This is a genomic window from Saccharothrix variisporea, from assembly GCF_003634995.1.
GTDB lineage: Bacteria > Actinomycetota > Actinomycetes > Mycobacteriales > Pseudonocardiaceae > Actinosynnema > Actinosynnema variisporeum.
Genome location: NZ_RBXR01000001.1, coordinates 6973336 through 6998203 on the forward strand (window position 1 = coordinate 6973336; position 24868 = coordinate 6998203).

Sequence of the window (24868 nt, forward strand, 5' to 3'; positions counted from 1 at the left end):
CCCCCGGCACCACCAACGGTGATCACACTTGTACGTAGGTGCCCTTGAGCTGGACGTGCTGCTCGGCGACGTCCACTCGTTGAAGCAGAAGCGGTCCGTGGTGAAGCCCGTCGTGGCCGAACTGCGGCGCAGGTTCGAGGTGTCCGTCGCCGAGGCGGGCCACCTGGACCTGCACCGCCGAGCCTTGATCGGCGTCGCGGCCGTCGCCGCCGACGCCGAACACGTCAGGGACGTCCTGGCCGCGTGCGAGCGGCTCGTCGCCGGACGCCCGGAACTGGAACTTCTCTCCGCCCGCCACCGGTTGGTCGGGCCGGAGGACGACTAGCCGACGCCTCTCGTCGGTGTACGAAGGAGGGAGCGCCGTGGCCGACCAGGCACGCGCGCGCAAGCTGGCCAAGCGGATCTCGCAGATCGTGGCCTCCGCGCTCGAACACGAGGTGAAGGACCCGCGCCTGGCCCGGGTCACCATCACCGACACGAAGGTGACCGGGGACCTGCACGACGCGACGGTCTACTACACGGTGCTGGGCGAGAAGCTCGACTCGGAACCGGACCTCGCCGGCGCCGCCGCGGCGCTGGAGAAGGCCAAGGGCGTGCTGCGGACGATGGTCGGCCAGCAGACCGGCGTCCGCTTCACACCGACCCTGTCGTTCGTCACCGACACCGTCCCCGACGCGGCCCGGCACATGGACGAGCTGCTGGCCCGAGCCCGCGAGGCCGACGCCGAAGTGGCAAGGCTGGCTTCGGGTGCCGAACCCGCGGGCGAGGCAGACCCGTACAAGGCCCCTCGCGAAGCCGAGGAAGCCGACTAGCGTTCCAGTCGTGTCCACTGACCTGAACGCCTGCCTGCGGGCCGCCGCGAAGACCCTGACCGACGCCACCGACGTGACCCTGCTGGCCCACGTGAACCCGGACGCCGACGCGCTGGGCAGCGCCCTGGCCCTGGGCCTGGTCCTGCACCGGATGGGCAAGAAGGTGCAGGTGTCGTTCGGCGCACCCGACGAGGTGCCGGAGACCCTGCGGGACCTGGACGTGGCTGGCCTGCTCGTGCCCGCCTCCGCCGTGCCCGCGGCTCCCGAGGTGCTGGTGGCACTGGACACCGGTTCGGTGAAGCGCCTCGGCCCGTTGGCGGACCGCGTCGACACGGCCAGGGCCGTGGTGGTGCTGGACCACCACGTGTCGAATCCGGGCTATGGCACGGTGAACGTCATCGACGACACCGCCGAGGCGACCGCGCTGGTGGTGCTGCGGTTGTTGGACGAGCTGGGCGTCGAGTTGGACGAGCCCGTGGCCCGATGCGTTTATGCGGGCTTGGTGACCGATACCCGGTCTTTCCGGCACGCTTCTTCGGCTACCCACTTGGTCGCGGCCAGGTTGCTGGACGCCGGGGTGGATGCCGAGGCTGTTGCCCGGCCTTTGATGGATTCTCATCCCTTCGGCTATTTGGGGATGCTGGCCAAGGTGCTGTCGCGGGCCACGTTGGAGCCGGCGGGGGCCGGCGGTCTGGGTTTCGTGCACGCGGTGGTGACCTTGGAGGACGCGGACGGCTTGCGCCCGGAAGAGGTCGAGAGCGTGGTGGACCTCGTGCGCACCACTGCGGAAGCCGAAGTCGCCGCCGTGCTGAAGGAACTTCGCCCGGCTTATTGGTCGGTGTCGCTGCGGGCTGTCTCGCAGGTAGACGTTCGCGAGGTGGCCCAACTCCTGGGCGGCGGCGGCCACCGCCTGGCAGCCGGCTTCACCGCAAGGGGCGAGGCCAAGGACGTACTGGCCAACCTCCGCAAAGCCCTGGACACCATCACCCGCCACCCCTAGCGCCCACCCTCCACCCCGCAGTGCACCACCGCCGCGCCCACCACCTCAGCCCGCTGTTCGGCCCGGCCGGCCGCAAGCCCACGCACCCCACCCCTCACCGTCCGCGCTGCTTTTGCGCCGCAGGCGCGAGCCGTGCTGCCAAGCCCACGGGAAGGGCCTCGGTTTCTTTCCCCCGTACGGCCTGGGCGCAGCCCAACCGCGCTTGGTCCGTTTGTGCAACCAGCTTTTCCGGTTGCACAAACGGACCAAGGGTGGTTGCCTCCGGCAGGCCGTACGGGGGAAAGAAACCGACGCCCTTCCCACCCCCCGGGGGCCTGCCCAGCGGCGAGCGTCGCTTTTCTTTCTTCAAAAGCGAAAAGGCCCAGCCGGCGGCGCCCCAGCGGTCCCTGAGCGGTCCCCGAGCGGTGGAAGTGTCGGGGATGCATGAGAAGGTGGGATGACCGGACGAGGACGAGGACGACGAGGAGGGGAGGAAGGAGTGGCCGAGCAGGTGTCCGCCAAGCGGGTCGTGGGCCTGGCGGTACCCGCGCTGGGAGTGTTGGCCGCCGAGCCCCTCTACGTGCTGGTCGACACCGCCGTGGTCGGCCACCTCGGAGCGTTGCCGCTGGCCGGACTCGCCCTAGGCGGCGTGTTGTTCACCCAAGTCGCCTCCCAGCTGACCTTCCTCTCCTACGGCACCACCGCGCGTGCTGCCCGGCTCTTCGGGGCCGGCCGGCGGGCGGATGCCGTTCAGGAAGGGGTGCAGGCGACCTGGTTGGCGTTGCTGGCCGGGGTGCTCGCGGTGCTGGTGGGGCAGGCGTTGGCGTGGCCTGCCGCTCGGGTGCTGGGTGGGGACGAAGTTGCGGCGCAGGCGGTGGCCTGGTTGCGGATCGCGGTCCTGGGGGCTCCGTTCGTCCTCGTCACGATGGCGGGCAACGGGTGGATGCGTGGGGTGGAGGACACCGTTCGGCCCCTCCGGTACGTCCTGCTGGGCAACGGGGTGTCCGCGATCTTGTGCCCGGTGCTCGTGTACTGGGCCGGGTGGGGGCTGGAAGGCAGTGCGGTCGCCAACGTGGTGGCCCAGGTCATCTCCGCCGGGTTGTTCTTCCGTGCGTTGAAGGTCGAAGGGGTGCCGCTCAAGCCGCAGCCGACACTGATGCGGGCTCAACTCGGGCTGGGGCGGGACCTGGTGCTGCGGGGGTTGGCGTTCCAGGCCTGTTTCATCTCGGCGGCCTCGGTGGCGGCTCGGACGTCGGTGGCGGCGGTCGGGGCGCACCAGATCGTGCTGCAGCTGTGGACGTTCCTGGCGTTGGTGCTCGACTCCCTTGCCATCGCGGCGCAGGCGATCGTCGGGCAGGCCCTGGGTGCCGGGCGACCCGAGGAGGCCAAGCGGTTCGCCTGGCAGATCACCGGTTACGGGCTGGTGTTCGGGGTGGTGCTGGGGGTTGTGTTCGCGGCGCTGGCCGGGGTGATCCCCGGGTTGTTCACCTCGGACGCCGCAGTGCTGGGCGAGGTGCCGCACGCCTGGTGGTTCTTCGTGGCGTTGCAGCCGGTTGCCGGGGTGGTGTTCGCCCTGGACGGGGTGCTGCTGGGCGCGGGGGACGCCCGGTTCCTCAGGACGGCCACGCTGCTGTCGGCGGCGCTGGGGTTCCTGCCGCTGATCTGGCTGTCGTCGGCGTTCGGGTGGGGGCTGCTGGGCATCTGGTCCGGACTGTCCGCGTTCATGGTGCTGCGCTTGGTGACGATCTTGCTCCGGACGCGTTCTGGCAGGTGGGCGCAGGTGGGAGCGGTGTGGTGAGACCCACGTACCGGAATCGTTAACACTAGGCAAGTGTTTGGGGATGGAAGGGGTGCCGCCGCACGCAACGCCGAGGAGCTGACAGTCTTGCCGGTCGATCGTGCCACGAAGCAAGCGTGGCTGATCTGGTCCACCGCCGTCGTCGTCTACGTCGCCGCCCTCTTCCACCGCACCTCGCTCGGCGTCGCCGGGCTGGAGGCCGCCGACCGGTTCCACGTCGGACCGGCCGCCCTCGGCACGTTCACCGTGCTCCAGATCGGGCTCTACGCCCTGATGCAGATCCCCACCGGCCTGCTGGTCGACCGGTTCGGCCCGCGCCGCGTGCTCACCGCCGCCGCGCTGCTCATGGGCACCGGTCAGCTCATGTTCGCGCTGGCCGAGTCCTACCCGCTCGGGCTGGCCGCGCGGGCGGTGCTCGGCGTGGGCGACGCGATGACGTGGGTCAGCGTGCTGCGGCTGGCCGCCGCGCACTTCCCGCCGCGCAGGTTCAGCGTGGTGATGACGTTGTCGGCGGCTCTGGGTGGCGCGGGCAACCTCATCGCCACCGTGCCGCTGACGTTGTCGCTCAAGGGGGCGGGCTGGACGGTCACGTTCCTCGCCGCCGGTCTGGCCACCGCCGCCTACTCGGCCGTGGTGTTGTGGCGGGTCCGCGAAGTACCTGAAGGGGTGACGCCGCCGATGGTGGAGGCGGTGCCGTTGCGGACGGTCGCCAAGCGGGTCGCCTCCGCGTGGCGGGTGCCGGGGACGCGGCTCGGGTTCTGGGTGCACTTCACGTCCATGTCCGCGCCCGCGCTGCTCGGCCTGCTGTGGGGCTTCCCGTACCTGGTCGAGGCGCAGGGCCTGAGCCGACCGCAGGCCTCGGCCGTGCTGAGCGTGCTGGTGCTGGTGGCGATCGGGTCGGGGCCGGTGATGGGCGCGGTCATCGCGCGCAAGCCGGAGTGGCGGATGCCGATCGTCGGCGGCTACCTCGCGGCGGCGCTGGTGTGCTGGGCGGTGCTGCTGGGCTGGCCCGGCGGGGTCCTGCCGACGCCTCTGCTCTACGCGGTGTTCGCGGTGCTGGCGTTCGGGAACCCGGCGTCCGGCGTGGCGTTCGCGCTGGTGCGCGACTACAACCCGCTGCACCGGGTGTCCACGGCGACCGGCGTGGCCAACGTCGGCGGGTTCGGCGCGATCACGTTCTCCGCCCTGGTGGTGGGCGTGGTGCTGGACCTGCTGCCCGCGATGCCCGCCGCGCAGGCCTACCGGATCGCGTTCCTGTCCGTGGTCGCGGTGCTGGTGCTGGGCGTGTGGCGGACGGCCGTGTGGTGGCGTCGGGCGCGGGCCGCCGTGTTCGCCGCCGAGGACCGGGGCGAGCAGGTCCCGGTGCAGATCCGTCGCCGGCGTTGGGACGCGCTCGCGTCGGCCTAAGATGTCCGGTCGTGTCCGCATCATCTTCCGCTGTGCAGCCCGGTCTCGTCGTCGTCGACAAACCCGAGGGCATGACGTCGCACGACGTCGTGGCGAAGGTCCGCCGCATCCTCGGCACCCGCAAGGTCGGGCACGCGGGCACGCTCGACCCGATGGCGACCGGCGTCCTCGTGCTCGGCGTCGAGCGGGCGACGAAGCTGTTGGGCCACTTGGCGTTGGACAGCAAGGCCTACCTGTCCACCATCCGGCTCGGCGCGGCCACCACGACCGACGACGCCGAGGGCGAGGTCCTGTCCACTTCGGACGCTTCGGCGGTGCCGGAGGACGCGATCCGCGCGGGCGTGGCCAAGCTGACCGGTGCCATCCAGCAGGTGCCCAGCGCGGTGTCCGCGGTGAAGGTCGACGGCAAGCGCGCCTACGCCCGGGTGCGGGCCGGTGAGGCGGTGGAGATCCCGGCGCGGCCGGTGACCGTGTACCGCTTCGACGTGCTGGCGATCCGGCGCGAGGGCGACGCCACCGAGCTGGACGTGATGGTCGAGTGCTCGTCGGGCACCTACGTCCGGGCGCTGGCCCGCGACCTCGGGGCGGACCTGGGTGTCGGCGGTCACCTGGCCGCCCTGCGCCGCACCCGCGTCGGCCCGTTCGACCTGCGGGTGGCGCGCACCCTGGACCAGCTCGCCGAGCAGCCGGGGCTGTCGCTGTCGCTGGACGACGCCGTGGCGAAGGCGTTCCCGCGCCGGGAGATCGCGCCGCGCGAGGCGGTCGCGCTGTCGCACGGCCAGCGCCTGCCGGCGGGTGGCATGGAGGGCACCTACGGCGTGTTCGGCCCGGACGGCCACGTGGTGGCGCTGGCCAAGGACGAGGGCCCGATCGCCAAGCCGCTCGTGGTGCTGACGCCGGCGGGTTGAGGTTCCGCCGTACGGGTGACATCGGCGCCGGCTGGGGACGGGTTGCCCTGAAACCGCCCTTGGCGGTACTCGGAACGGGGTCGTCCGACTACGGTGGGTGCATGGCGAGATGGGTGTGGCCCACCGCGGCCGGCGTCGTGACCTCGGCCACCGGGGTCGTCATCAACGTGGCCACCGACCTGGCGGACAACGCGCTGGCCTGGGTGGGCGTGGGCTTGCTGACCGCGCTCGGCGTGGGCATCGGGATCGCCGCCCAACGCGCCGACCAGCGCCACCGCGAGGTCACCTCCCAGGCCACTGCCGCGGTCCCGCCCGCTGCCGCAGTCCCGGCCCCGGCCGCTGCCGCGGTCCCACCCGCTGCCGCCGAGCCCGCCGTCGAGCCACCTGCCGCCCCACCACAGCCCGCGCCGGCCGCGACCGCGGCCGCCGAGCCCCCTCCGGCCGCGACCGCACCGCAGCCGGCGCCGCAGACCACCGTCTACTACAACCACAGCACCGGCAACAACGTCGGGCCCGTCATCCAGGTGGGTCAACTGCACGGCAAGATCAACTACGGCAATACCGTCAACCAGAGCGCCACCGCCCACGACGGCGGCACGGTGTACCAGGCGGGTCGTGACGTTCGCCTCGACGGGGACCGCTGAGTCCGCCCCTCGCGGCGGACCGCCCGCGGCTAGGCTTCCCGGCGTGCAACGGTGGCGAGGGCTGGAACACCTTCCGGGCGGCTGGGGTCGCTGCGTCGTGACGATCGGCGTGTTCGACGGGGTGCACCGCGGGCACCAGGCGCTCATCGGCCGCGCGGTGGCGATCGCCCGCGAGAAGCAGGTCCCGTGCGTGCTGATGACCTTCGACCCGCACCCGTCCGAGGTCGTCCGGCCCGGCAGCCACCCCGCCCAGCTGACCTCCCTGCGCCGGCGCAGCGAACTGGTCGAGCAGCTCGGCGTGGACGTGTTCTGCGTCATCCCGTTCACCCTCGAGGTGTCGCGGATGCCGGCCGACGAGTTCGTGCACGAGGTGCTGGTGGAGCAGCTGCACGTGGCGGCCGTCGTGGTCGGGGAGAACTTCACGTTCGGCAGCAAGGCGTTGGGCAACGTGGAGCTGCTGCGGCGGCTCGGGCAGCGGTTCGGTTTCGTGACCGAGGGGGCGGACCTGGTGACCGACGACGGCGTGACGTACTCGTCCACCTACATCCGGGCGTGCATCGACGCCGGTGACGTGAAGGCCGCGGCGCACGCGCTGGGCCGACCGCACCGGCTGGAGGGCATCGTGGTGCGCGGCGACGGGCGCGGCAAGGAGCTGGGCTTCCCCACCGCGAACCTGTCGACCACGCGGTTCGCCGCGGTCCCGGCCGACGGCGTCTACGCCTGCTGGTTCGTGCACTCCGACGGCCGGCGGCTCAAGGCGGCCGTGTCCGTGGGCACCAACCCGACCTTCAGCGGCCGGGAGCGGCGGGTCGAGGCGTTCGTCCTGGACGTGGACGAGGACTTCTACGGCCAGCGGGTCGCGCTGGACTTCGTCGAGCGGCTGCGCGGCATGGAGAAGTTCGACAGCGTCGACGAGCTGCTGGTCCAGATGCACAAGGACGTGGAAGAGGCCCGCGGGCTGCTGGCGTGAGCGTTTGGGCTAGCTGGGTGGAACCGCCCGTGCCGCAACCGTCCACCTGGCAAGATGCCTGTCACGTCCAAGCCGGTCAGGGGAGAGGCGAAGGTGGAGGACCACAAGATCGTCCAGCGCAACCTCGCGTTGCAGCGCGAGTGGTACGGGGAGCCCCTGGGGGACCGGGTGCGCCGGTTGGTGGTCGCCTTCAACGTGTCCCAGGCCCAGCTCGCCGACGTGCTGGGGATCAGCGCGCCCATGCTCAGCCAGGTCATGAGCGGCCGGCGCGCCAAGATCGGCAACCCGTCCGTGCTGGCGCGGATGATCATGCTGGAGCGCAAGGTCCTCACCCCGGACGTGGCCACCGGCGCCCCGGAGGCCCTCCAGCGCGCGTTGGACGAGGTGCGCGACTCCAAGCCGATGGTCGGCCGCGACTCGCTGCCGGTCAACGGCGCGGACGACGAGGCCGTGGTGTTCCCCTACCTGCGGCGCATCGCCGACCGGCGGGAGCTGTCCCAGGCCGCCGACATGCTGCGCGACGACTTCCCGGCGCTGGCCGACCTGCTGCGCCGCGCGGGCAAGGGGCGCGACGGCTGACGTGCGCCTGTTCACCGGCGTCTTCCCGCCCGCCGAGGTGGTCGAGGAGCTGACCGAAGCCCTGGCGCCGGTCCGCGCGGCCAACACGGACCTGCGCTGGGTCGCGCCCGAGCGCTGGCACGTCACGCTCCGCTTCCACGGCGACGACGCCGAGCCCGGTGACCAGCTCGACGCGTTCCGCGGGCTGACCGCGCCGACCGTGCGCCTGGCCGGGTCCGGGTTCTTCCGCGCGGTGCTCTGGATCGGGGTCGAGGGGCCGCTCGAACCGCTCGCCGAGGCCGCCGGGACGCCGCTCGACCAGTGGCGTCCACATCTGACGGTCGCCCGCCCCAGGGGCATGCGCATGCGTTGGCCGCACGTGGAGTTCACGGGTCGTGAGTGGACCGTGCGTGAGGTGGTGCTGGTCCGCAGCGACCCCGCCACGGGGTACGAGGTGCTCGACAGGGTGCCCTTGAGCACGTCGAACGCCCCGGACTAGCGACTGCTGGTAACCTCGACAGTTGGGTCTGGCTGCGGTCCGTGGCGGCCAAGACCGACTACCCCCGGCAACGGGGGCCGCACGGAACATCACCCGGGTACAAGGAGTAGCAGGAACGTGGCACTGACCACCGAACAGAAGAAGACCATCCTCGCCGAGTACGGCGTCCACGACAAGGACACCGGCTCCGCCGAGGCCCAGGTCGCGCTGCTGAGCAAGCGCATCGCCGACCTGACGGAGCACCTCAAGCAGCACAAGCACGACCACCACTCGCGTCGTGGTCTGCTGCTGCTGGTCGGCCGTCGCCGCCGGCTGCTCAACTACCTGCAGAAGGTCGACATCCAGCGCTACCGGTCGCTGATCTCGCGGCTCGGCCTGCGCCGGTGACCACGGCCGAGGGGGAGTGACCGGTCCGGTCGCTCCCCCTCGGTGCAGTACCAGCACTACAACGAAACAAAGAGGATAGGGACGCAACGCACGCGCGGCGCACGGGACGACAGTTCGCCGGTCCTCGGTAGTGGCCCCCTGGCCAGGACAAACCCAGGGGACTTCGATCGAAGACCGGCCTCGTCCGGACCGCGACCCCGCGCCCGTACGCGCTTGCGGACCGCATGACGAGGAGCATCTGCATATGACGGACACCGAGGTCCACGAGACTTCCGCCGTGATCGACAACGGGCGCTTCGGCACCCGCACCATCCGCTTCGAGACCGGTCGCCTGGCTCGCCAGGCCGCGGGCACGGTCGTCGCCTACCTGGACGACGAGACCATGCTGCTGTCGGCGACGACCGCGTCGAAGCACCCCAAGGAGCACTTCGACTTCTTCCCCCTCACGGTGGACGTCGAGGAGCGCATGTACGCCGCGGGCCGCATCCCCGGCTCGTTCTTCCGCCGCGAGGGTCGCCCGTCGACCGACGCGATCCTGACCTGCCGCCTGATCGACCGGCCGCTGCGCCCGTCCTTCGTGGACGGTCTGCGCAACGAGATCCAGGTCGTCATCACGGTGATGAGCCTGAACCCGGCCGACCTGTACGACGTGGTGGCGATCAACGCCGCGTCCGCGTCCACGCAGCTGGCCGGCCTGCCCTTCTCCGGTCCCATCGGCGGCGTCCGGGTGGCGTTGATCGAGGGCCAGTGGGTGGCGTTCCCCACCCACGAGCAGCTGGAGAAGGCCGTGTTCGACATGGTCGTCGCCGGCCGGGTCGTGGGTGACGACGTCGCGATCATGATGGTCGAGGCCGAGGCCACCGAGAACGTGATCGACCTGGTCGCGGAGGGCGCGCAGGCGCCGACCGAGGAGGTCGTCGCGGCGGGCCTGGAGGCGGCCAAGCCGTTCATCCGGGTGCTGTGCGAGGCCCAGGCGCAGCTCGCGCAGGTCGCCGCGAAGGAGACCGCCGAGTTCCCGACCTACCCGGCCTACCAGCCGGACGCGTTCGAGGCCGTCGAGGCGGCGGCGTCGGCCGAGCTGGCGCAGGCGCTGACCATCGGCCCGAAGCAGGAGCGCGAGACCAAGCTCGACGAGATCAAGGCGTCGGTGCTGGACAAGCTCGCCGAGCAGTTCGAGGGCCGCGAGAAGGAGGTCGGCGCCGCGTTCCGCTCGCTGACCAAGAAGCTCGTCCGCCAGCGCATCCTGCGCGACAAGGTCCGCATCGACGGTCGCGGCCTGACCGAGATCCGGTCGCTGTCGGCCGAGGTCGAGATCATCCCGCGGGCGCACGGCTCGGCGCTGTTCGAGCGCGGCGAGACCCAGATCCTGGGTGTCACCACGCTGAACATGCTGCGCATGGAGCAGCAGATCGACTCGCTGTCCCCGGAGACGCACAAGCGCTACCTGCACCACTACAACTTCCCGCCGTTCTCCACCGGTGAGACCGGCCGCGTCGGCTCGCCGAAGCGGCGCGAGATCGGCCACGGCGCGCTGGCCGAGCGGGCGCTGGTGCCCGTGCTGCCCAAGCGCGACGAGTTCCCCTACGCGATCCGCCAGGTCTCCGAGGCGCTGGGCTCCAACGGCTCCACCTCGATGGGCTCGGTCTGCGCGTCCACCATGTCGCTGCTCAACGCCGGTGTGCCGCTGAAGGCGCCGGTGTCCGGCATCGCCATGGGCCTGGTGTCCGACGAGGTCGACGGCAAGACCGAGTACGTGGCGCTGACCGACATCCTCGGTGCCGAGGACGCGTTCGGCGACATGGACTTCAAGGTCGCCGGCACCAAGGAGTTCGTCACCGCGCTCCAGCTGGACACCAAGCTCGACGGCATCCCGTCCGAGGTGCTCGGCGCGGCCCTGGGCCAGGCCCGCGACGCGCGCCTGACCATCCTGGAGGTCATGGCCGAGGCCATCGACCGCCCGGACGAGATGAGCCCGTTCGCGCCGCGCGTCACGTCGGTCAAGATCCCGACCGACAAGATCGGCGAGGTCATCGGGCCCAAGGGCAAGATGATCAACTCGATCACCGAGCAGACCGGCGCCGACATCTCCATCGAGGACGACGGCACGATCTACGTCGGCGCGGCGGACGGCCCGTCCGCCGAGGCGGCGATCGGCATGATCAACGCCATCGCGAACCCGCAGCTGCCGAAGGTGGGCGAGCGCTTCCTGGGCACCGTGGTCAAGACCGCGGCGTTCGGCGCGTTCGTCTCGCTGCTGCCGGGCAAGGACGGCCTGATCCACATCTCCAAGCTGGGCAACGGCAAGCGCATCGGCAAGGTCGAGGACGTCGTCAAGGTCGGCGACAAGCTCCGCGTCGAGATCGCGGACATCGACCAGCGCGGCAAGATCAGCCTCGTGCTGGTCAACGAGGACGCTGACGCCGCTCCGGCGGCCGACGCGCCGGCCGAAGGCGCTCCGGCCGAGGCCGCTGCCACCGAGGCCGCGGAGGCCCCGGCGCAGTGACCGGACGGGTCAACGGGACGGCCGCGGGTGCTTCGAGCACTCGCGGCCGTCCGCTTAGCGGCAAGCTCGGGCACCTCCAGCGGCCGGGCAGCACCCGGTTGCTGGAGAGCAGCGACGCCGGCGTGACGGTGCGCCGCAGCGTGTTGCCCTCGGGCTTGCGCGTGATCACCGAGCAGATCCCGGGCGTGCGGTCGGCGTCGGTGGGGTTGTGGGTGCAGGTCGGGTCGCGCGACGAGCGGCCCGAGGTCGCCGGCGCGGCGCACTACCTGGAGCACCTGCTGTTCAAGGGCACGGCGAACCGGTCGGCCGCGGCGATCGCGGAGGAGATCGACGCCGTGGGCGGCGAGCTGAACGCGTTCACCGCCAAGGAGCACACCTGCTACTACGCGCACGTGCTGGACGAGGACCTGCCGCTGGCGCTGGACCTCGTGTGCGACGTGGTGTTCGAGGCGCTGTGCGAGCCGCGTGACTTCGAGACCGAACGCGGTGTGGTGCTCGAAGAGATCGCCATGCGCGACGACGACCCCGAGGACCTGCTGCACGACGCCTTCCTCGACGCGCTGCTCGGCGAGCACGCGCTGGGGCGGTCCGTGCTGGGCACCGAGCGGTCCATCCAGGACATGGAGCGGGACGCGCTGTTCGGGTTCTACAAGCGCCGCTACACGCTGCCGCGGATGGTGCTGGCGGTGGCCGGGAACATCGACCACAACCACGTGATGCGGTTGGCGCGCAAGCAGATCGGGACCCGGTTGGAGCGCACCGGGACGCCCGTCGCGCCGCGCACCGGACGGGCGCGGATCGCGTCGTCGCGCAAGCTGGTGCTGCACAGCGACGACACCGAGCAGGCGCACCTGATGCTGGGCGTGCGGGCGCTGGACCGGCACGACGAGCGGCGGTTCGCGCTCAACGTGCTGAACGCGGCCCTGGGCGGCGGGATGTCCTCGCGGCTGTTCCAGGAGGTCCGGGAGCGGCGCGGGCTGGCCTACCAGGTGTACTCGTCGGTCGGCATGTACGCGGACACCGGCACGTGGTCGGTCTACGCGGGCTGCCAGCCGGACCGGCTCGGCGACGTCGCCGGGGTCGTGCGGGACGTGCTGTCGGTGGTCGCTTCCGGTGGCCTGACCGACGCCGAGGTGGCGCGCGGCAAGGGCCAGTTGCGCGGCGGCCTTGTGCTGGGGCTGGAGGACACCAGCTCGCGGATGTCGCGGATCGGCAAGGGGGAGCTGAACTACGGCGACTACCTGTCGGTGGAGCAGACGCTGGCCCGCATCGACGAGGTGACCGGTGAGGACGTCGCCGTGCTGGCCCGGGAGCTGTTGCGACGCCCCGTCGCCGCCGCGGTGGTCGGCCCTTACGCTCACGCCGACGATTTGCCGTCCCAGGTGCACGAGGTGATCTCTTGAGTCAGGGTTCCGCGATCCGTGTCGGCGTGCTCGGCGCGCAGGGTCGGATGGGGTCGGAGGTGTGCCGCGCGGTCGAGGCGGCGTCCGACCTGGAGGTGGTGGCGAAGGTCGACGCGGGCGACTCGCTGGAGGCGCTGGTCGACGCCGGCGTCCAGGTCGTCGTGGACTTCACCAACCCCGACGTGGTGATGGACAACCTGCGGTTCTGCGTCTCGCACGGCATCCACGCGGTGGTCGGGACGTCCGGGTTCTCGGAGGAGCGGCTCGCCTCGGTGGCCGAGTGGCTCACCGGGACGTCGGTCGGCGTGCTCATCGCGCCGAACTTCGCCATCGGCGCGGTGCTGTCGATGCGCTTCGCGGAACTGGCGGCGAAGTACTACGACTCCGCCGAGGTCATCGAGCTGCACCACCCGCGCAAGCTGGACGCCCCGTCCGGTACGGCAGCCCACACGGCCCGGCTGATCTCCGAGGCGCGGGCGGCGGCCGGGTTGGGCGCCATGCCCGACGCGACCACGTCCGAGGCTGACGGCGCGCGCGGGACGGTGGTCGGCGGGGTGCGGGTGCACTCGCTGCGGATCGCCGGGATGATCGCCCACCAGGAGGTCGTGTTCGGCACGGAAGGGGAGACGCTGACGTTGCGTCACGACTCCTTGGACCGGACGTCGTTCATGCCCGGTGTGCTGCTGGGGGTGCGCTCGGTGGCTGCTCACCCGGGTCTGTCGGTCGGGCTCGACAAGTACATGGACCTGTGAAGACCCGTCCCGTGAAGAACCGTCCCGTGAAGACTCGTACCGTCGCTTTCCTGATCACCGCCGCGCTGGCGGTGTACTTCGTGCTGCTCGGCGGCCGGGCGTTCGTGCTGATGGGCACGGGCGACCCGGTCGGCGTCGGGCTCGGGATCGGCGTGCTGGTGCTGCCGCTGATCGGCGCGTGGGTGGCGTGGACGAACCTGCGGTTCGGGTTCGTCACCGAGCGCATGGCGCGGGTGCTGGCGGACGAGGGCGGGCTGCTGGACACGTCTTCCCTGCCGCGCAGGCCTTCGGGGCGGGTGGACCGTGAGGCCGCGGATGCGTGGTTCGAATCGCGGCGGGCCGAGGTGGAGGCGTCGCCCGAGGACTGGCGGCGGTGGTTCCTGCTGGCCCAGGCCTACGACCTGGCGGGGGACCGGGGGCGGGCCCGGGAGACCATGCGGAAGGCGATCGAGCTATTCCAAGTGCCGACGAATCGGGCGTGAAGCATTCGGGTGAGATGGAGTTCATCCGGTGTTTCCGGGCTCTCGCCTTGGTTTGTCCGGTCGGACGTCGGTAACTTGGTGGCTGTGGGGAAGACTTGCCAGAACCTGCGGCTGACCGTCGCCTGCCTGCTGATCGCCGCCGCCCTCGGTGTGGCCGTCGCGCTGGGCTGACTCGCTCCGCGCTTGAGCGCGCTAGCGCTAGCGCGCGAAAGATCAAAAGCTAAAAGCGACGCTCGCCGCTGGGCAGGCCCCCGGGGGTGGAAGGGCGTCGGTCTCGTTCCCCCGTCCGGCCTGCCGGAGGCAACCACCCTTGGCCCGTTTCCGCAACCGGTAAAGCTGGTTGCGGAAACGGGCCAAGCGCGGTTGGGCTGCGCCCAGGCCGGACGGGGGAACGAAACCGAGGCCCTTCCCGTGGGCTTGGCAGCACGGCGAAAAGCTTGCCGCCCTGCGGGCGTGCGCCTGCGGCGCGGTGGGGGGTGGGTTGTGTGGCATTCGGGGGTCACTCTTCGGAGTGGTTCCGGGTGCGATCAGTGCCGGACACGGGTAGCCGCATAGGCATGGACCGAACAGCGGTGGACCGCCTCTACGACTGCGACCTGCTTGACCGTCACGGTGAGCGCGTGGGCACCGTGGCGGAGCTCTGGATGGACGGCGGGCGTCCCCTGTGGGCGACTGTGCGTACCGACCACGCCACCACGCTCGTGCCCATCCGCGGGGCTCAGGTGCGGGATCGGCGGGTCGTGGTGCCGGTCGACAAGAGGGAGATCGAGGACGCCCCGCCGGTGGGGGCCGAGGTGTCCGAAGTGGACCACGCCCGGCTGCACGACCACTACGGGTTGAGCGTGCCGCAGCAGCGGCTGGTGCGCAGGGCTCGACCCGCGGCGGCTAGTGGAGCAGCCAGCCCGCCATCAGACCGGGCGACGCGGCGAGGACGCTGAACCTCGCGAACCTGCCGACCATGCCGGTGGTGATGAACAGCCACGAGGACATGCCCGCCAAGCCGGCCAACACCGTGGTGAACATGAACGGCGGCAAGCCGACCACCGAGCTGACCGCGTGCGTGCCGAACATCCAGTGCGGATGGCGGTGGCACCGGTCCCTGATGCTGTCCAGGCGCGCCTTCCACTTCTCGCGGCGCGGGGACGGTCGTTTCTCCTTGGGCTTGCGGTGCATGAACGCCGGTAAGCGCAGGGAGCCCCGTGCGGCCAGGAAGTAGAACATCTTGCCCAGGACCTGGCCGACCGCGACCGCGAGTCCGATCCACCACCACGAGATGTGGGGCTGCTGCGTGACGAGGCCGATGACGAAGACCTCGATGCTGATGAGGGGGATGATCGCCGACCCGAACGCCACGCCGAACGTCAGGCCGAGCCACCCCAGCAGTGCCCACACCTCTTCGAGGCTAGCAACCCCTCACGGCTCCAGCAGTAGGGTCAACCCCCCGGAAACCCTGATTTCGCGCAACGGTCGCCCGCCGGCGTCGAGGGTGCGCACGGTGCCGTCGGCCGCCCAGTCCGCCTTGGCGTAGAAGGCCGTGGAGGCGCGGTCGGCTTCCGGGATCCATGCGATACCGCGCGTGTTCCCCTTGTCACGCAGGGTTTTCGCGGCCGTGGCGAGCAAGCGTCCGCCGTGTCCCCTTCTGCCCCAACGCGGTTCCACGAGGACGCTGACCAGGGCGGTGGTGGCGGCGTCGTCGGGGAGGGTGCCGTCGGCTCGGGCGACCTCCTCCTCCGGCGCGGTGCCGGCCACGCAGTAGCCGACCAGCCACGTGCCCTCGGTCGCGACCAGGACCTGGTTCTCCTCCACCGCCTCGGCCCAGGCCTGGGTGGTGTCGCCCAGGCTGCCCAGGACTTCGTCCGGCAGCAGGCTGCGGTAGGCGGTGCGCCAGGTCTCCCGGTGGATGCGGGCGATCTCCTGGACGTCGTCGGGCGTCGCTGCCCGCACTGCGGCGTCGGCCATGGGAGAACCCTAGTGGCCGAAACCCGCGTGAACCGGACGGGTGTCCCGTGAAAGCGTGCGGGTATGCGTTGGGCAGCACTGGGTGTCGTGTACGTCGTGTGGGGGTCTACGTACCTGGCCATCAAGTTCAGCATCGAGACCATGCCGCCGCTGTTGTCGGGCGGGTTGCGGTTCCTGGTGGCGGGGGTGGTGCTGGCGCTGGTGGTGGGGCGTCGGATGCGGATGACGTGGCCACAGGTGGGCACCGGGGTGTTGTTGGGGTTGCTGTTGCCGGCTTGGGGCAACGGGTTGGTCGTGCTGGCGGAGCAGTCCGTGGCGTCGGGGTTGGCGGCGTTGTTGGTGGCGTCGGTGCCGTTGTACGTGGTCGTCATGCGGCGGTTGGGTGGTGAAAGGCCGCCGGCGGTGACGTACGTGGGCGTGGTCGTCGGGCTGGTGGGGCTTGGTGTGCTGTTGCTGCACGACGTGGGCGGGTCGTCGTGGTGGGGGCCTTGGTTGGTGCTGTTGGCCGCGTTCGGGTGGGCGTTGGGGACCTACCTGAGCGGGCGGCTGCCGGTGCCGGCGAACCCGTTCGCGTTGTCCGCCGTGGAGATGGTGGCGGGTGGCGTGGCGTTGACGGTCGTCGGGCTGGCGTCCGGTGAGCGGTTGGACGTCGACGCGGTGTCGACGACGTCGTGGTTCGGGTGGGGCTACCTGGTGGTGTTCGGGTCGCTGTTGGCGTTCAGCTCGTACGTTTACGTGCTGGGGCAGCTGCCGGTGTCGACGGTGGCGACTTACGCGTACGTGAACCCGGTGATCGCGGTGCTGCTCGGGGTGTGGCTGGCGGACGAGCGGTTCGGGGCGGTTCAGCTGGTGGGCGGCCTGCTGGTGGTGGTCGCGGTGGTGCTCGTCGTGCGGGCCGAGCGGAAGTGTCGTACCCCCGTGGGAACATCCGAACCGTGCAGAAGATGAGTGCGGACGTCGCCCGCCGGATCGCGTTGGGCGCCCAGGGCTTCGCCGACCCGCAGCCCGCGTCGCCGCCCACGCGGCGGCACCTCCAGCGGGTGCTGTCGCGCGTCCAGCTGATCCAGCTCGACTCGGTCAACGTCGCCGTGCGCGCGCACTACATGCCCGTGTTCAGCCGGCTCGGGGCGTACACACCGTCGCTGGTCGACGAGGCGGCCTGGTCCCACAGCGCGCGCAAGCCGCGCATGCTGGTGGAGTACTGGGCGCACGAGGCGAGCCTGGTGCCGGTCGAGGACTGGCCGCTGCTGCAGTCCGGCGCCAAGCGGCCGGGCTGGTGGCACAACTACACGTCGATCGCCGAGCGCGACCCGGGCCTGGTGGACGACATCCTGGCCGTGGTCAAGGAACTCGGGCCGATGGGCGCGGGCGCGATCGAGAAGGCGCTGGCCGGCGGCGGGCCGCGGCGCAAGGACCACTGGGGCTGGAACTGGTCGGAGGTCAAGAAGATCTGCGAGTACCTGTTCGGGTCCGGCCAGCTGACCACCGGCACGCGGCGCGGGTTCGAGCGCCTGTACGACCTCACCGAGCGCGTGCTGCCGCCGGAGGTGCTGTCCCGCCGCGTCACCCCGGAGGAGGGCGCGCGCGAGCTGGTGGCGCGGGCGGCCACGGCGATGGGCGTCGCCACCGAGCCCGACCTGCGCGACTACTACCGCCTGGCCCCGGCCCGCAGCCGGCAGGCCGTGCAGGAGCTGGTCGAGGAGGGCGTGCTGGAACCCGTGCAGGTGCAGGGCTGGACGTCGGTCGGCTACCGGCACACCTCCGCCCGGGTCCCGCGCGCGGTGACCGGGCGGGCGCTGCTGTGCCCGTTCGACCCGCTGATCTGGGAACGCGACCGAACAGAGCGCATCTTCGGCTTCTACTACCGCATCGAGATCTACGTGCCGGCGGCCAAGCGCGTGCACGGGTACTACGTGTTCCCGTTCCTGCTGGACGGCCACCTGGTGGGGCGCGTGGACCTGAAGGCCGACCGGCAGGCGGGCGTGCTGCGCGTGCAGGCGGCGTACTCCGAGCCCACCGCGGACGTCGGCCGGGTCGCGGTGGAGCTGGCGGCCGAACTGCGGCACATGGCCGACTGGCTGGAACTGGACAAGGTGGCGGTGACCCCGCGCGGCGACCTGGCACCCGCGCTGAAGGCGGTGGTGCGGTGAGCAAGTCGGTCTACAGTCCACGGGGTGACGCGTCAGCACGGCGAGGCACACGGCGGTAGCCACGTCTACCAGGCAGGCGGCGACCTGACCGTCGTCCACGCCCCGACCGGTGGCGTACCCGACCGGGTGTGGAACGTGCCGCCCCGCAACCCGAACTTCACGGGCCGCGGCGAGGTGTCGGCGCGCATCCGTTCGGCGCTGTCGACCGGCGTGGTGGCAGTGCACTCCCTGCGCGGGCTGGGTGGCGTGGGCAAGTCCCAGACGGCGATCGAGTACGCGCACCGGCACGCCGCGGACTACCGGGTGGCGTGGTGGGTGCCCGCCGAGCAGCCGGACCTGGTGCCGGGTCACCTGGTCCGCCTGGCGGCGGCCCTGGGCGTGCCCGAGGACGAACACGCCCTGCCCCGCCTGTGGTCGCTGCTCGCCGAGGGCTCGGACTGGCTGGTGGTCTTCGACAACGCCGAACGCGCCGGCACCCTGCACCCGCACCTGCCGCCGGGCGGCCACGTCCTGATCACCACCCGCAACACCGGCTTCGGCGCCCTGGGCAACGTGGTAGACCTCGACACCCTGCCGCGCGCCGACTCCGTGGCGTTCTTGCGCAAACGGGTCGAGATCGCCGACGCTCACGCTGACGCCCTCGCCGACCTGATGGGCGACTTACCCCTGGGCCTCGCCCAAGCCGCCGCGTACCTGGAGGAAACCGCCACCCCGCCGGCCGACTACCTGGACCTCCTGCGCGCGCGGGGCGCACTGCCGCCGGCCGGCGAGGTCGTCGGCTACCCGCACACCGTGGCCACCGCGTGGGACCTTTCCATCGTTCGCGCCCAGGAGTCGGAGCCGGCGGTGTTGGCAGTGCTGAGACTCGCCGCCCTGCTCGGCCCGGAGGACATTCCCATCGACCTGATGAGCACGTTGTTCAAGGGCTTCACCCCGACGCTTGGCGTCCTTGTCCGCCACGGCCTGGTCCGCCGTGTGGGGGACTCGTTCTCGGTCCACCGCCTCCTCCGGGCGAGGCTGCGGCACGAGACCCGACCTGAGGACTTCGACGCGGTGGTGGCGTTCCTGCGTGCCGGGTTGACCGCCGAGCAGGGGGTCGACGGCCCGGAACCCCGCGAGCGCGCGCGGCGGCTGTTGCCACACGTGTGGTCAGTGGCTGACTTCGCGCCCCCTGATCCAGAGCTGGACGAGGTGCTGGCGTTCGCCCGCCGTCTGTGGCGGGTCGGGCGCTGAGACCGGTCGGCAAGGACGGGAGCGCGACCGCGGCGCGCGCATCGGGGGTGCGCACGCCGCGGCCGGTCTCGGGTGGTCGCGGTCAGGTGGTCGCGGTCGTCACCAGGGCGTTGCCGTTGCCCGTGCGGCCGGTGATCACCAGGGGTGCGGTGTCGGTCGGCGGGGTGGTGGAGACTTCCAGCTCGCTGCGGGCCGTGCCGGCGGTGGACAGGAGGTCCACTTCCGCCGTCACGCCCGGGTGGACGCCGACGCGGACGTGGCCCGAGCCCGTGCCCAGCTGGATGCGGCCGGCGGCGGCGTCGGCGATGGTGACGTCGCCGCTGCCGGTGCGGACCTGCACGTCGTTCTGCACCGCGCCCAGCCACACGTGGCCGGTGCCGCTGTAGAGCACCGTGTTGCCGGCCACCGACGACACCTCGATGTCGCCGCTGCCGGTCTTGGCCCGCAGGCCGCCCAGCATCGGGCCGAGACGCAGCTTGCCCGAACCCGAGTCGACCTGGGACGACCCGTCGACCCGGTCCGCGGTGACGTCACCGGTGCCGGTCTTGATCTCCAGGCGGCCGGCCGCGCCGGTCACGGTCACGTCCGCCGCGCCGGACTTGGCGATCACGTGCGACCCGACCGGGGCCCGCACGGTCACGCCCAGCGGCACCGCGCGCAGCGGCAGCGCCTTGGACGACTGCACCTTCACCCGCTGCCCGGTCAGCTCGATCCGGGCGTCCCGCACGGCGTCGGTCGGCCCCGGCGCCCCGCTCGCGCCGAACTGGTCGTTGACCCAGCTCAGCAGGCCGGTCAGGCCCGCGGTCCACGAGTCGCCCGGCGTGCTCTCGTGCCGGACCTCGACGTGCACCCCGGGTTCGTCCACCAGGTGCACCTGCACGCGGCCGGCGATGAGGGCGATGTCGACCTCCACCACGCCCTCGACCTCGAAGCTCTGCTGTCGCACGACTTCCGACTCCACGGCGTCCCCCTCTAGCCCTGCACCCAGCCGCGCACCCGGGAACCCTTGTCGTCCTTGGGCGGCTGGTGCTTGTCGTGCCAGTTCTTGTGGTGCCCGCGCCGCCCGCCGACCGCGCCCTGCACGGCCTGCGCGACGAACGTGTTCAGCGACATCCCCTGCGCCGCCGCGGCCTGCTCGGCCTTGGACTTGAGCTCGTCCAGCAGCCGCAGGGTGATGCGCGTGGCGTCACCGGCGGTGGCCCGGGGAACTTCCTGCGGCTCCGGTTCGTGGTCCTCCTGGGTGGAGGACGCGCCGGTGACGACCACCTGGACGTCCCGGCCGTCCAACCGGACCTGCACGACGGGACCGTCCAGCGCGACGGTCACCTCCGCGGCCAGGTCGGACAGGGCGTTCATGAGGGCCAGCCGAGCGGCCGGCTCCAGCGCGGCGGACAGCACGGCCGCGGTGCGCCGCGTGTCGTCGTCTCCGGCGGAGGCGGCCGTCGCGAGGTCCTCACGCAGTTGCGCGATGTACGGCGACAGATCCATGACACCACTGTGCCGCCGCGTGTGACACCAGTCAAGGAAAACCTGACATCACGATGACACCACGGCGGCGAACGCGTCGAACGCCCGCTGGTCGAACAGCACGAACCGCACCAACGTGATGCCGGGAACGGACGGCAACACCTCCCGCACCGCGCGCACCGCCACCGTCGCCGCGTCCTCCACGGGCCACCGGAAGATGCCCGTCGAGATGGCGGGAAAAGCGACGCTCGCCGCACCCAGCTCGTGCGCGACCAGCAGCGAGTTGCGGTGGCAGTCCGCCAGCACCTCGGAGCGGTCCTCGGTCGCCGACCACACCGGTCCCACGGTGTGCACGACCCACCGCGCCGGCAGCCGCCCGGCCGTCGTCGCCACCGCCTGCCCGGCCCTGAGCCCCTTGCCGTAGTGCCCGGCACGCAGCTTCCGGCACTCGGCCAGGATCTCCGGACCACCCTTCCGGTGGATGGCCCCGTCCACGCCGCCACCGCCCAGCAGCGACGAGTTGGCGGCGTTCACCACGACGTCCACGTCCTGCTCGGTGATGTCTCCCAAGGTCAGCGATATCTGCTCCATGCGGCCTAATTCTGATGAGTTAGGGTTCCCGGCATGGCTGAGACGGTGTCGCCGAAGGTGCAGTTGATCGCGAAGACGGAGTTCTTCCCCCCGGCGGACGTCCCGTGGTCCACCGACGCCGACGGCGGCGAGGCGCTGGCCGAGTTCGCCGGGCGCGCGTGCTACCAGTCGTGGACCAAGCCGAACCCCGCGACGGCCACCAACGCCGGCTACATCAAGCACATCATCGAGGTCGGCCACCTGTCCGTGCTCGAGCACGGCAGCGTGAGCTTCTACTTCACCGGCCTGTCCCGGTCGCTCACCCACGAGCTGATCCGGCACCGCCACTTCAGCTACTCCCAGCTCTCGCAGCGGTACGTGCCCGAGCGCAACGCCGCCATGGTCGAGCCGGACGTCATCGCCGCCGACCCCGAGCTGCACGAGCTGTTCCTCAAGGCCACCCAGGCCAGCGTGGACGCCTACACCGAGCTGCTCAAGGGCCTGGAGAAGAAGTTCTCCGACGTCCCCAGCGCCACCCTGCGCCGCAAGCAGGCCCGCCAGGCCGCCCGCGCGGTGCTGCCCAACGCCACCGAGACGCGCATCGTCGTGACCGGCAACTACCGGGCGTGGCGGCACTTCATCGCCATGCGGGCCACCGAGCACGCCGACGTCGAGATCCGCGCCCTGGCCGTCGAGTGCCTGCGCCAGCTGCAGAAGGCGGCGGCCAACGTGTTCGCCGACTTCACCATCTCCTCGCTGTCCGACGGCACCGAGGTCGCGTCCAGCCCGCTGGTCACCGAGGGCTGAGCGCCCGTGAAGCGGCTGATCGTCGACGTCCAGCCGGGGGAGTACACGGTCGCGCGGCTGCCCGCCGACGCCGCCGTCCCGCCCGGTCTGCTGGACCAGAGCGGCCTGGTGTCGGTGACCCGCACGCCGGACGAGCTGTCCATCGTGTGCCCGAGCGAGCACGCGCCCGACACCGGCGACGCCCAGGCCCAGTGGCGGCTGCTGACCGTGCGCGGACCGCTGGAGTTCACGCTGACGGGCATCATGGCGGCGCTGTCGGGTGAACTGGCCGCGGCGGGCGTGAGCCTGTTCGCCCTGTCGACCTACGACACCGACCACCTGCTGGTGAAGTCCGCCGACCTGGGCCGCGCCACGCAGGCCCTGCGCAACTCCGGCCACGAGGTCCACCTGCCGACCTGAGCACCGCGGGACAAGTCACGAATCCGTGAAACCGGACGGGCTCGGCGGCGGTCTGAAGTAGCGTTCGGCCGGTTCAGGCTTCGAGGAGTTGGCGCAACGGTGACAGGTCCCCAGGGTGTGAGCGCCCAACCACGCGTGATCGCGGGCAGGTACACCCTGCTCGGCGAGCTGGGCCGCGGCGGCATGGGCGTGGTGTGGCGGGCGCAGGACAACGTGATCGGGCGCCAGGTCGCGATCAAGGAGCTGCACCTGCCCGACGGCATCGCGGCCGAGGAGCGCCGGGTGCTGGAAGAGCGGGTGCTGCGCGAGGCGCGCACCGCGGGCCGGCTCAACGACCCCGCCGTGGTCACCGTGTTCGACGTGGTCGCCGAGAACGGCATGACCTACATCGTCATGGAGCTGGTCGAGGCGGCCACGCTGTCCACGATCATCGCCCAGTCCGGCCCGATGCCGCAGGACCGGGTGATCTCCATCGCGCTGCAGGCCCTGTCCGCCCTGGAGACCGCGCACAAGGCCGGGATCGTGCACCGGGACGTCAAGCCCGGCAACCTCATGGTCCAGCCCAACGGCCGGGTCAAGCTGACCGACTTCGGCATCGCCCAGGCCATGGACGACCCGCGCCTGACCACCAGCGGCAGCCTCATCGGCTCGCCCGCCTACATGTCGCCCGAGCGCATCCACGGCCACGAGGCCTCGCCCGCCTCCGACCTGTGGGCGCTGGGCGCGACGCTGTGCTACGCCGTCGAGGGCCTCAACCCCTACGAGCGCTCGTCCACCGCGTCCACGCTGCACGCGATCATGAACGAGATGCCCCGCCTGACCAGGGCGCACGGCGCGCTCGGCGCGGTGATCACGGGCCTGCTCATGCCCGACCCGAACGCCCGCCTCACCGGACCGCAGGCCCGCGCCATGCTGGACCGCGCGGTGGCCCAGCCGACCCCGCCGTCCGGGTTCGCCGGTCCCGGCGGGCCCACCATGCAGTACCAGCCGCCGAGCCTGGCCGCGCCGCCGCGCAAGCCGTGGGTGAAACCGCTGCTCACCGGCCTGGCGGCGGTCGGCGCGGTGGCGTTCCTGGTCCTGGGCGTCATGGTCGACCGGTGGCTGTTCACCGACAAGCCGCCCGCCGCGATGGCCGAGACGATGACGTTCGGCAGCGGCGGCACGCTGCCGGAGTTCAAGCTCAACGCGGGCTACTGCGGCGACAACTTCCTGGCCCCCTCCGTGCGCGTGAACAGCGCCGAGTGCGACGAGGCGCACAGCATCGAGGTGTTCTGGGAGGGCGGCCCGTTCGGCAGCGCCGACAAGGTCGAGTACCCGGGTGAGGAGTGGCTGCGCAAGTACGCCGAGAACTTCTGCTCGCTGGTCTTCAAGTCCGACCGCGTGCCGCTGGAGGGCAAGGACGCCAAGCTGCGCTACGTCGCCGTGGTGCCCACCCAGGGGGAGTGGAAGGAGAGCTACTCCTCCTCCAAGGGGTCGCGCGAGGTGTTCTGCGTGCTCTGGGACAAGAACCGGGTCGAGCTCAGCGAGCAGGTGCACGCCAAGAAGTAGGGTGGGGCGCATGGGCGTCGCACAGGACGAACGCAAGCTGCTCTGCGACCTGTTCACCGAGCTGGGACCGGACGCACCGACCCTGTGCGACCCGTGGCGCACCCGCGACCTCGCCGCCCACCTCGTGCTGCGCGAACGCCGGCCCGACGCGGCCCTGGGCATCCTGGCCAAGCCCCTCGCCGGGCACACGCAGAAGGTCCAGGACGCCTACGCCGCCAAGCCGTGGGCCGAGCTGGTGGACCTGGTGCGGAGCGGACCGCCGGCGTGGTCCCCGTACGCGCTGCTCGACGACGTCCTCAACACGGTCGAGTACTTCGTGCACCACGAGGACGTGCGGCGCGCGGCCGACGACTGGACGCCCCGCTCGCCCGACCCGCGCCGGGACGCCGCCCTGTGGAAGGGGCTGAGCCGCACGGCGAAGCTGACCTACCGCAACAGCCCGGTGGGCGTCGTGCTGCGCCGCCCGGACGGCGAGGCGGTGACCGTGAAGTCCGGCCCGAGCCCGGTGATCCTGACCGGTCAGGTCTCGGAACTGCTGATGCACGCCTTCGGCCGGGCCCGCGCCGAGGTGGACTACGACGGCGACCGGGACGCCGTCACGGCCGTGAAGACCCTCGACCGGGGCCTGTAAGC

General features: G+C 71.5%; 28 protein-coding genes. 23 read left to right on the top strand and 5 right to left on the bottom strand.

The annotated features are described in order from the left end of the window. Positions 1-28: 28 nt before the first annotated feature. The 16 genes from DFJ66_RS31840 to DFJ66_RS31915 all read left to right on the top strand — a co-directional run bounded on the left by DFJ66_RS31840 (position 29) and on the right by DFJ66_RS31915 (position 15040). Positions 29-325, top strand: a complete 297-nt coding sequence (locus DFJ66_RS31840) for a DUF503 domain-containing protein (RefSeq protein WP_041315031.1) — start codon at positions 29-31, stop codon at positions 323-325. 37 nt (positions 326-362) lie between these two features. Continuing rightward, positions 363-812, top strand: a complete 450-nt coding sequence (gene rbfA, locus DFJ66_RS31845) for a 30S ribosome-binding factor RbfA (RefSeq protein ID WP_121226673.1) — start codon at positions 363-365, stop codon at positions 810-812. A gap of 10 nt (positions 813-822) precedes the next feature. Beyond that, positions 823-1812: a DHH family phosphoesterase gene (locus tag DFJ66_RS31850; RefSeq protein WP_121226675.1), complete on the top strand. Its 990-nt coding sequence runs from the start codon at positions 823-825 to the stop codon at positions 1810-1812. A gap of 436 nt (positions 1813-2248) precedes the next feature. After that, positions 2249-3589, top strand: coding sequence for an MATE family efflux transporter (locus tag DFJ66_RS31855; RefSeq protein ID WP_121226677.1), 1341 nt, complete (start codon positions 2249-2251; stop codon positions 3587-3589). 87 nt (positions 3590-3676) lie between these two features. Beyond that, positions 3677-4996, top strand: coding sequence for an MFS transporter (locus DFJ66_RS31860; protein WP_121226679.1), 1320 nt, complete (start codon positions 3677-3679; stop codon positions 4994-4996). 11 nt (positions 4997-5007) lie between these two features. Continuing rightward, complete coding sequence (gene truB / locus DFJ66_RS31865; RefSeq protein ID WP_121226681.1) at positions 5008-5904, top strand: tRNA pseudouridine(55) synthase TruB; 897 nt, start codon at positions 5008-5010, stop codon at positions 5902-5904. Between the two features lie 101 nt (positions 5905-6005). Next, positions 6006-6548 carry a hypothetical protein gene (locus tag DFJ66_RS43080; RefSeq protein ID WP_170199776.1) on the top strand — a complete coding sequence of 181 codons (543 nt, stop codon included), beginning with the start codon at positions 6006-6008 and terminating at the stop codon, positions 6546-6548. 43 nt (positions 6549-6591) lie between these two features. Then, positions 6592-7518, top strand: a complete 927-nt coding sequence (locus DFJ66_RS31875; RefSeq protein ID WP_121226685.1) for a bifunctional riboflavin kinase/FAD synthetase — start codon at positions 6592-6594, stop codon at positions 7516-7518. A 93-nt stretch (positions 7519-7611) separates the two neighbouring features. Next, positions 7612-8097, top strand: coding sequence for a helix-turn-helix domain-containing protein (locus DFJ66_RS31880; RefSeq protein WP_121226688.1), 486 nt, complete (start codon positions 7612-7614; stop codon positions 8095-8097). Position 8098: 1 nt separating this feature from the next. Next, complete coding sequence (locus DFJ66_RS31885) at positions 8099-8575, top strand: 2'-5' RNA ligase family protein (RefSeq protein WP_121226690.1); 477 nt, start codon at positions 8099-8101, stop codon at positions 8573-8575. Between the two features lie 117 nt (positions 8576-8692). After that, a complete protein-coding gene (rpsO, locus tag DFJ66_RS31890) occupies positions 8693-8962 on the top strand; it encodes a 30S ribosomal protein S15 (RefSeq protein WP_121226692.1) in 270 nt (89 codons plus the stop codon). Positions 8963-9206: 244 nt separating this feature from the next. Beyond that, positions 9207-11465 carry a polyribonucleotide nucleotidyltransferase gene (locus DFJ66_RS31895; RefSeq protein WP_121226694.1) on the top strand — a complete coding sequence of 753 codons (2259 nt, stop codon included), beginning with the start codon at positions 9207-9209 and terminating at the stop codon, positions 11463-11465. A gap of 98 nt (positions 11466-11563) precedes the next feature. Beyond that, positions 11564-12868: a M16 family metallopeptidase gene (locus DFJ66_RS31900; protein ID WP_170200252.1), complete on the top strand. Its 1305-nt coding sequence runs from the start codon at positions 11564-11566 to the stop codon at positions 12866-12868. Further along, the gene (gene dapB, locus DFJ66_RS31905; protein ID WP_121226698.1) at positions 12865-13620 is read left to right on the top strand and encodes a 4-hydroxy-tetrahydrodipicolinate reductase; all 756 of its coding nucleotides are present in this window, start codon (positions 12865-12867) and stop codon (positions 13618-13620) included. Before DFJ66_RS31900 ends, dapB begins: the two co-directional genes overlap by 4 nt. Before the next feature lie 26 nt (positions 13621-13646). Then, positions 13647-14102, top strand: a complete 456-nt coding sequence (locus tag DFJ66_RS31910; protein ID WP_121232038.1) for a tetratricopeptide repeat protein — start codon at positions 13647-13649, stop codon at positions 14100-14102. Between the two features lie 557 nt (positions 14103-14659). Continuing rightward, positions 14660-15040, top strand: coding sequence for a PRC-barrel domain-containing protein (locus DFJ66_RS31915; RefSeq protein ID WP_147459412.1), 381 nt, complete (start codon positions 14660-14662; stop codon positions 15038-15040). Here DFJ66_RS31915 and DFJ66_RS31920 read toward each other — a convergent pair. Beyond that, positions 14988-15485 carry a YqaA family protein gene (locus DFJ66_RS31920; RefSeq protein WP_211351643.1) on the bottom strand — a complete coding sequence of 166 codons (498 nt, stop codon included), beginning with the start codon at positions 15483-15485 and terminating at the stop codon, positions 14988-14990. The genes DFJ66_RS31915 and DFJ66_RS31920 overlap by 53 nt on opposite strands. Positions 15486-15515: 30 nt before the next feature. Further along, on the bottom strand, positions 15516-16061 hold the full coding sequence (locus DFJ66_RS31925) for a GNAT family N-acetyltransferase (protein WP_121226704.1): 546 nt from the start codon (positions 16059-16061) through the stop codon (positions 15516-15518). A gap of 63 nt (positions 16062-16124) precedes the next feature. On the opposite strand from DFJ66_RS31925, the gene DFJ66_RS31930 reads away from it, so the two are divergent. Genes DFJ66_RS31930 through DFJ66_RS31940 form a run of 3 tightly spaced genes read left to right on the top strand, consistent with a single transcriptional unit; the run spans position 16125 to position 19444 of the window. Beyond that, positions 16125-17009 carry an EamA family transporter gene (locus DFJ66_RS31930; protein ID WP_121226706.1) on the top strand — a complete coding sequence of 295 codons (885 nt, stop codon included), beginning with the start codon at positions 16125-16127 and terminating at the stop codon, positions 17007-17009. Then, a complete protein-coding gene (locus DFJ66_RS31935) occupies positions 17006-18211 on the top strand; it encodes a winged helix-turn-helix domain-containing protein (RefSeq protein ID WP_121226708.1) in 1206 nt (401 codons plus the stop codon). Before DFJ66_RS31930 ends, DFJ66_RS31935 begins: the two co-directional genes overlap by 4 nt. A 24-nt stretch (positions 18212-18235) precedes the next feature. Next, positions 18236-19444, top strand: coding sequence for a hypothetical protein (locus DFJ66_RS31940; RefSeq protein ID WP_121226710.1), 1209 nt, complete (start codon positions 18236-18238; stop codon positions 19442-19444). An 82-nt stretch (positions 19445-19526) separates the two neighbouring features. Here the strand turns inward: DFJ66_RS31940 and DFJ66_RS31945 are convergent, their stop codons facing one another. The 3 genes from DFJ66_RS31945 to DFJ66_RS31955 are packed head-to-tail and all read right to left on the bottom strand — an operon-like array spanning position 19527 to position 21502. After that, on the bottom strand, positions 19527-20405 hold the full coding sequence (locus DFJ66_RS31945) for a DUF4097 family beta strand repeat-containing protein (protein ID WP_246029982.1): 879 nt from the start codon (positions 20403-20405) through the stop codon (positions 19527-19529). 11 nt (positions 20406-20416) lie between these two features. Further along, complete coding sequence (locus DFJ66_RS31950; RefSeq protein WP_121226714.1) at positions 20417-20932, bottom strand: toxin-antitoxin system HicB family antitoxin; 516 nt, start codon at positions 20930-20932, stop codon at positions 20417-20419. A gap of 48 nt (positions 20933-20980) precedes the next feature. Beyond that, positions 20981-21502 (bottom strand): O-acetyl-ADP-ribose deacetylase, encoded by a 522-nt coding sequence (locus DFJ66_RS31955; RefSeq protein ID WP_121226716.1) that lies wholly within the window; start codon positions 21500-21502, stop codon positions 20981-20983. Between the two features lie 33 nt (positions 21503-21535). Here DFJ66_RS31955 and thyX point away from each other — a divergent pair, with 33 nt between their 5' ends. The 4 genes from thyX to DFJ66_RS31975 all read left to right on the top strand — a co-directional run bounded on the left by thyX (position 21536) and on the right by DFJ66_RS31975 (position 24866). Continuing rightward, complete coding sequence (gene thyX / locus DFJ66_RS31960) at positions 21536-22288, top strand: FAD-dependent thymidylate synthase (RefSeq protein WP_121226718.1); 753 nt, start codon at positions 21536-21538, stop codon at positions 22286-22288. Positions 22289-22294: 6 nt separating this feature from the next. Continuing rightward, a complete protein-coding gene (locus tag DFJ66_RS31965) occupies positions 22295-22687 on the top strand; it encodes an ACT domain-containing protein (protein ID WP_121226720.1) in 393 nt (130 codons plus the stop codon). A 99-nt stretch (positions 22688-22786) separates the two neighbouring features. Next, positions 22787-24235 (top strand): serine/threonine-protein kinase, encoded by a 1449-nt coding sequence (locus DFJ66_RS31970; protein ID WP_121226722.1) that lies wholly within the window; start codon positions 22787-22789, stop codon positions 24233-24235. Between the two features lie 10 nt (positions 24236-24245). Beyond that, positions 24246-24866: a TIGR03085 family metal-binding protein gene (locus DFJ66_RS31975; RefSeq protein ID WP_121226724.1), complete on the top strand. Its 621-nt coding sequence runs from the start codon at positions 24246-24248 to the stop codon at positions 24864-24866. Positions 24867-24868 lie beyond the last annotated feature (2 nt).

What these genes read in the sequence shown, in the direction of transcription:
- DFJ66_RS31855 (WP_121226677.1), top strand. Translation starts at nt 2,249, where the DNA reads ATGACCGGACGAGGACGAGGACGACGAGGAGGGGAGGAAGGAGTGGCC.
- DFJ66_RS43080 (WP_170199776.1), top strand. Translation starts at nt 6,006, where the DNA reads ATGGCGAGATGGGTGTGGCCCACCGCGGCCGGCGTCGTGACCTCGGCC.
- DFJ66_RS31895 (WP_121226694.1), top strand. Translation starts at nt 9,207, where the DNA reads ATGACGGACACCGAGGTCCACGAGACTTCCGCCGTGATCGACAACGGG.
- DFJ66_RS31915 (WP_147459412.1), top strand. Translation starts at nt 14,660, where the DNA reads ATGGACCGAACAGCGGTGGACCGCCTCTACGACTGCGACCTGCTTGAC.
- DFJ66_RS31925 (WP_121226704.1), bottom strand. Translation starts at nt 16,061, where the DNA reads ATGGCCGACGCCGCAGTGCGGGCAGCGACGCCCGACGACGTCCAGGAG.
- DFJ66_RS31930 (WP_121226706.1), top strand. Translation starts at nt 16,125, where the DNA reads ATGCGTTGGGCAGCACTGGGTGTCGTGTACGTCGTGTGGGGGTCTACG.
- DFJ66_RS31935 (WP_121226708.1), top strand. Translation starts at nt 17,006, where the DNA reads ATGAGTGCGGACGTCGCCCGCCGGATCGCGTTGGGCGCCCAGGGCTTC.
- DFJ66_RS31950 (WP_121226714.1), bottom strand. Translation starts at nt 20,932, where the DNA reads ATGGATCTGTCGCCGTACATCGCGCAACTGCGTGAGGACCTCGCGACG.
- DFJ66_RS31955 (WP_121226716.1), bottom strand. Translation starts at nt 21,502, where the DNA reads ATGGAGCAGATATCGCTGACCTTGGGAGACATCACCGAGCAGGACGTG.
- thyX (WP_121226718.1), top strand. Translation starts at nt 21,536, where the DNA reads ATGGCTGAGACGGTGTCGCCGAAGGTGCAGTTGATCGCGAAGACGGAG.
- DFJ66_RS31975 (WP_121226724.1), top strand. Translation starts at nt 24,246, where the DNA reads ATGGGCGTCGCACAGGACGAACGCAAGCTGCTCTGCGACCTGTTCACC.